The sequence below is a fragment of the Trichocoleus sp. FACHB-40 genome, from assembly GCF_014695915.1.
Classification (GTDB): Bacteria; Cyanobacteriota; Cyanobacteriia; order Cyanobacteriales; family FACHB-T130; genus Funiculus; species Funiculus sociatus.
Map to the genome: position 1 here is coordinate 1 of NZ_JACJPF010000126.1, position 5,141 is coordinate 5,141.

The 5,141-nt window shown below is 52.2% G+C and carries 1 tRNA gene and 3 rRNA genes; all 4 read right to left on the reverse strand.

Annotated features, from left to right (window positions below):
• Window positions 1-3: 3 nt before the first annotated feature.
• The 4 genes from rrf to H6F63_RS29085 all read right to left on the reverse strand — a co-directional run bounded on the left by rrf (window position 4) and on the right by H6F63_RS29085 (window position 4,971).
• Window positions 4-121, reverse strand: a 5S ribosomal RNA gene (gene rrf, locus H6F63_RS29070).
• Window positions 122-184: 63 nt separating this feature from the next.
• Window positions 185-3,078, reverse strand: a 23S ribosomal RNA gene (locus H6F63_RS29075).
• Window positions 3,079-3,280: 202 nt separating this feature from the next.
• Window positions 3,281-3,354: transfer RNA gene (locus H6F63_RS29080), tRNA-Ile, on the reverse strand.
• Window positions 3,355-3,478: 124 nt separating this feature from the next.
• Window positions 3,479-4,971, reverse strand: a 16S ribosomal RNA gene (locus H6F63_RS29085).
• The 16S, 23S and 5S rRNA genes sit together here with 1 tRNA gene alongside, the layout of an rRNA operon.
• Between the last annotated feature and the right edge of the window lie 170 nt (window positions 4,972-5,141).

The following is a 5,141-nucleotide window of genomic DNA, read 5'->3' on the forward strand; positions in this document are numbered from 1 at the left end:
ATAACCTGGCACTGAGCTATTTTCCCAGGCAGTCACCCACCAAGTATCTTCGCCGCAGCCGCGTTTCACCTCCGAGTTCGGGATGGAGTCGGTGTGGTTCCACAGCGCTAATAGCACCAGGAAAGAGTTTCGGGTAGAATCAATCAACCCTCAATACTGCATAGCAACGTTTTTCTTTTTGAGTGAGGTCAAGCCCTCGGTCTATTAGTACGCTTTGGCTGCATACATTACTGCACTTCCACCTTGCGCCTATCAACAGGTGTTCTTCCTGTGACCTTACTGGATTATTTCCATGAGAGCACTCATCTTGAGGTGGGCTTCCCACTTAGATGCTTTCAGCGGTTATCCGCTCCGCACATGGCTACCCAGCGTTTACCGTTGGCACGATAACTGGTACACCAGCGGTGCGTCCTTCCCGGTCCTCTCGTACTAAGGAAGGCTCCTCTCAATGCTCTTGCGCCTGCACCGGATATGGACCGAACTGTCTCACGACGTTCTGAACCCAGCTCACGTACCGCTTTAATGGGCGAACAGCCCAACCCTTGGGACGTACTTCCGCCCCAGGTTGCGATGAGCCGACATCGAGGTGCCAAACCTCCTCGTCGATGTGGACTCTTGGAGGAGATCAGCCTGTTATCCCTAGAGTAACTTTTATCCGTTGAGCGACGGCCCTTCCACGCGGTGCCGTCGGATCACTAAGGCCTAGTTTCCTACCTGCTTGAGTTGTTGCTCTTGCAGTCAAGCTCCCTTGTGCCTTTACACTCGCCGCCTGGTTTCCAACCAGGCTGAGGGAACCTTTGCGCGCCTCCGTTACCTTTTAGGAGGCGACCGCCCCAGTCAAACTGCCCACCTGAAACTGTTCCATCGCCGGATCACGGCTGATGGTTAGAATTCTAGCCTCGCCAGAGTGGTATCTCACCGTTGGCTCCATACCCCCCACAAGGGGTACTTCAATGCCTCCCACCTATCCTGCGCAAGCGAAGCCCGAACACCATTCCAGGCTACAGTAAAGCTTCATAGGGTCTTTCTGTCCAGGTGCAGGTAGTCCGTATCTTCACAGACAATCCTATTTCGCCGAGTCTCTCTCCGAGACAGCGCCCAAATCGTTACGCCTTTCGTGCGGGTCGGAACTTACCCGACAAGGAATTTCGCTACCTTAGGACCGTTATAGTTACGGCCGCCGTTCACCGGGGCTTCAGTCGCCAGCTTTGGCTTGCGCCTAACCGACTTCTTTAACCTTCCGGCACTGGGCAGGCGTCAGCCCCCATACATCGTCTTGCGACTTCGCGGAGACCTGTGTTTTTGGTAAACAGTCGCTTGGGCCTCTTCACTGCGACCTAGGTTTTACCCTAGGCACCCCTTCTCCCGAAGTTACGGGGTCATTTTGCCGAGTTCCTTAGAGAGAGTTATCTCGCGCCCCTTGGTATTCTCAACCTCCCCACCTGTGTCGGTTTCGGGTACAGGTAATTAATGGCTTAACGTGTTTAGAGCTTTTCTTGAAAGCATGACTCTCACCACTTCGAGTCCGTAGACTCTCGTACTCGCGGCTTGACTCAAGGCGTTTTCTCCGCCTCTCAATGCCTTGCTCGCTTGAACTGGTAACCAACATCCAGCTGGTTGGAGCCTTCTTTGTCCCTCTGCACAAACCATTCTTAGTACGGGAATATTGACCCGTTGTCCATCGACTACGACTTTCGTCCTCGCCTTAGGTCCTGACTAACCCTCCGTGGACGAGCCTTGCGGAGGAACCCTTGGGGTTTCGGGGCTAGGGATTCTCACCCTAGTTTTCGCTACTCAAGCCGACATTCTCACTTCCGCCTCGTCCACACCTGCTTGTCGCTAGTGCTTCTCACTACTACGGAACGCTCCCCTACCGATTAATTAATTAATCCCACAGCTTCGGCATGTCACTTAGCCCCGTTCATTTTCGGCGCAGGAGCGCTTGACCAGTGAGCTATTACGCACTCTTTCAAGGATGGCTGCTTCTAGGCAAACCTCCTGGTTGTCTTTGCACTCCCACCTCCTTAATCACTTAGTGACCATTTTGGGGCCTTAGCTGGTGGTCTGGGCTGTTTCCCTTTCGACGATGAAGCTTATCCCCCACCGTCTCACTGGCTGTGTGTACATCTGGTATTCTGAGTTTGTCTCGATTTGGTACCGCTTGAGGCAGCCCGCACCGAAACAGTGCTTTACCCCCAGACTATATTCACAACCGCTGCGCCTCAACACATTTCGGGGAGAACCAGCTAGCTCCGGGTTCGATTGGCATTTCACCCCTAACCACACCTCATCCGCTGATTTTTCAACATCAGTCGGTTCGGACCTCCACTTGGTGTTACCCAAGCTTCATCCTGGACATGGTTAGATCACCCGGGTTCGGGTCTATAAACACTGATAATTTGCGCCCTCTTCAGACTCGCTTTCGCTTTGGCTGCGGCAATTATTGCTTTAACCTACCAGTGCTTATAAGTCGCCGGCTCATTCTTCAACAGGCACACGGTCACTCGTTTAATCGAGCTTCCATTGCTTGTCAGCTGACGGTTTCACGTTCTATTTCACTCCCCTTTCGGGGTTCTTTTCACCTTTCCCTCGCGGTACTGGTTCACTATTGGTCACACAGTAGTATTTAGCCTTACCGAGTGGTCTCGGCTGATTCACACGGGATTTCTCGTGCCCCATGCTACTCGGGATTCAGCTTGAGCTATTGGCGCTTTCGACTACAGGACTTTTACCTGCTCTGGTGCAGTTTTCAGCTGCTTCGTCTAGTACCTTTAGTCTCTTTGTTGCTGTCCCACTACCCCATAAAGCTTGCTTTATGGTTTAGGCTGCTCCCTTTTCGCTCACCACTACTGGGGGAATCTCTTTTGATTTCTTTTCCTCGGGCTACTAAGATGTTTCAGTTCGCCCGGTTGGCTCATGCCTGTCTATGGATTCAACAGGCTGTACTTGGGGTTGCCCCATTCGGATATCTCCGGCTCGATGCTTGCTTCCAGCTCCCCGGAGTGTTTCGTCGGTCGCCACGTCCTTCTTCGCCTCTGTGTGCCGAGGGATTCACCGTCAGCTGTTTGTAGCTTGACCACAATCTCTTCAGCTTGAAGTTTTACGGACACCTTTTTTGATTTGATGTCTCGTTTTTCCTGCTTTTTACGTTGCTATGCAGTTTTCAAGGTTCTTTTGCTGGCTTTTTTCCCAGCAGGCTCTCTTACTCTAGGATAAGATTCGTTGCTGGCAAAATTGGCCTTTTTTGTTCTTTGAGTGCTTAGGTTCGTTTTTTTTTAGGTGGGCCATCCTGGACTCGAACCAGGGACCTCACCCTTATCAGGGGTGCGCTCTAACCACCTGAGCTAATAGCCCGTGTTTTTTGAACCTGTTAATAGTTTGAAAGCTGATGTATTCACTTTTCCTCGATGACCTAGGTTGACCTCCACTCTACCAAATCTTAGCGATTTTTTGGTTGGGTGGGGTTTGGTCTCCCTTAAAAGGAGGTGATCCAGCCACACCTTCCGGTACGGCTACCTTGTTACGACTTCACCCCAGTCATCAGCCCTGCCTTCGGCATCCCCCTCCTTTAACAGGTTAGGGTAACGACTTCGGGCGTGGCCAACTCCCATGGTGTGACGGGCGGTGTGTACAAGGCCCGGGAACGGATTCACCGCCGTATGCTGACCGGCGATTACTAGCGATTCCGCCTTCACGCAGGCGAGTTGCAGCCTGCGATCTGAACTGAGCCACGGTTTATGGGATTTGCTTGTCATTGCTAACTTGCTGCCCTTTGTCCGTAGCATTGTAGTACGTGTGTAGCCCAGGACGTAAGGGGCATGCTGACTTGACGTCATCCCCACCTTCCTCCGGTTTGTCACCGGCAGTCTCTCTAGAGTGCCCAACTTAATGATGGCAACTAAAAACGAGGGTTGCGCTCGTTGCGGGACTTAACCCAACATCTCACGACACGAGCTGACGACAGCCATGCACCACCTGTGTTCGCGCTCCCTAAGGCACTCCTCTCTTTCAAGAAGATTCGCGACATGTCAAGTCCTGGTAAGGTTCTTCGCGTTGCATCGAATTAAACCACATACTCCACCGCTTGTGCGGGCCCCCGTCAATTCCTTTGAGTTTCACACTTGCGTGCGTACTCCCCAGGCGGGATACTTAACGCGTTAGCTCCGGCGCGGCCCGGGTCGATACAGGCCACACCTAGTATCCATCGTTTACGGCTAGGACTACTGGGGTATCTAATCCCATTCGCTCCCCTAGCTTTCGTCCCTCAGTGTCAGTTGCAGTCCAGCAGAGCGCTTTCGCCACCGGTGTTCTTCCCGATCTCTACGCATTTCACCGCTACACCGGGAATTCCCTCTACCCCTACTGCACTCTAGTCTTTCAGTTTCCACCGCCTTTGTGGGGTTAAGCCCCACTCTTTAACGGCAGACTTGAATAACCACCTACGGACGCTTTACGCCCAATTATTCCGGATAACGCTTGCATCCTCCGTATTACCGCGGCTGCTGGCACGGAGTTAGCCGATGCTTATTCCTCAGGTACCGTCATTTTTTTCTTCCCTGAGAAAAGGGGTTTACAATCCAAGAACCTTCCTCCCCCACGCGGTCTTGCTCCGTCAGGCTTTCGCCCATTGCGGAAAATTCCCCACTGCTGCCTCCCGTAGGAGTCTGGGCCGTGTCTCAGTCCCAGTGTGGCTGATCGTCCTCTCAGACCAGCTACTGATTGTCGCCTTGGTAAGCTTTTACCCTACCAACTAGCTAATCAGACGCGAGCTCCTCTTCAGGCTATTAATACTTTCACCTTTCGGCATATCCGGTTTTAGCAGCAGTTTCCTCCTGTTATCCCCGTCCTGAAGGCAGATTCTCACGCGTTACTCACCCGTCCGCCACTAGAATCCTAAGATTCCCGTTCGACTTGCATGTGTTAAGCAGACCGCCAGCGTTCATCCTGAGCCAGGATCAAACTCTCCATTTTGTTGAGTTTGTTGCTCTGGAAACTTTTCGTTTCCCTCTTCTTTTGGCTTCGGGGTTTTTCTCCCCTAATCCGATTTTCTTTGACGAGGTTATTGTGTTACTCTGGCTTTCAAACTATTATTTTTTCTAGGTTCTCTTCGCTCGCTTGAGTCTCGCTTTCGCTCGTCTCTC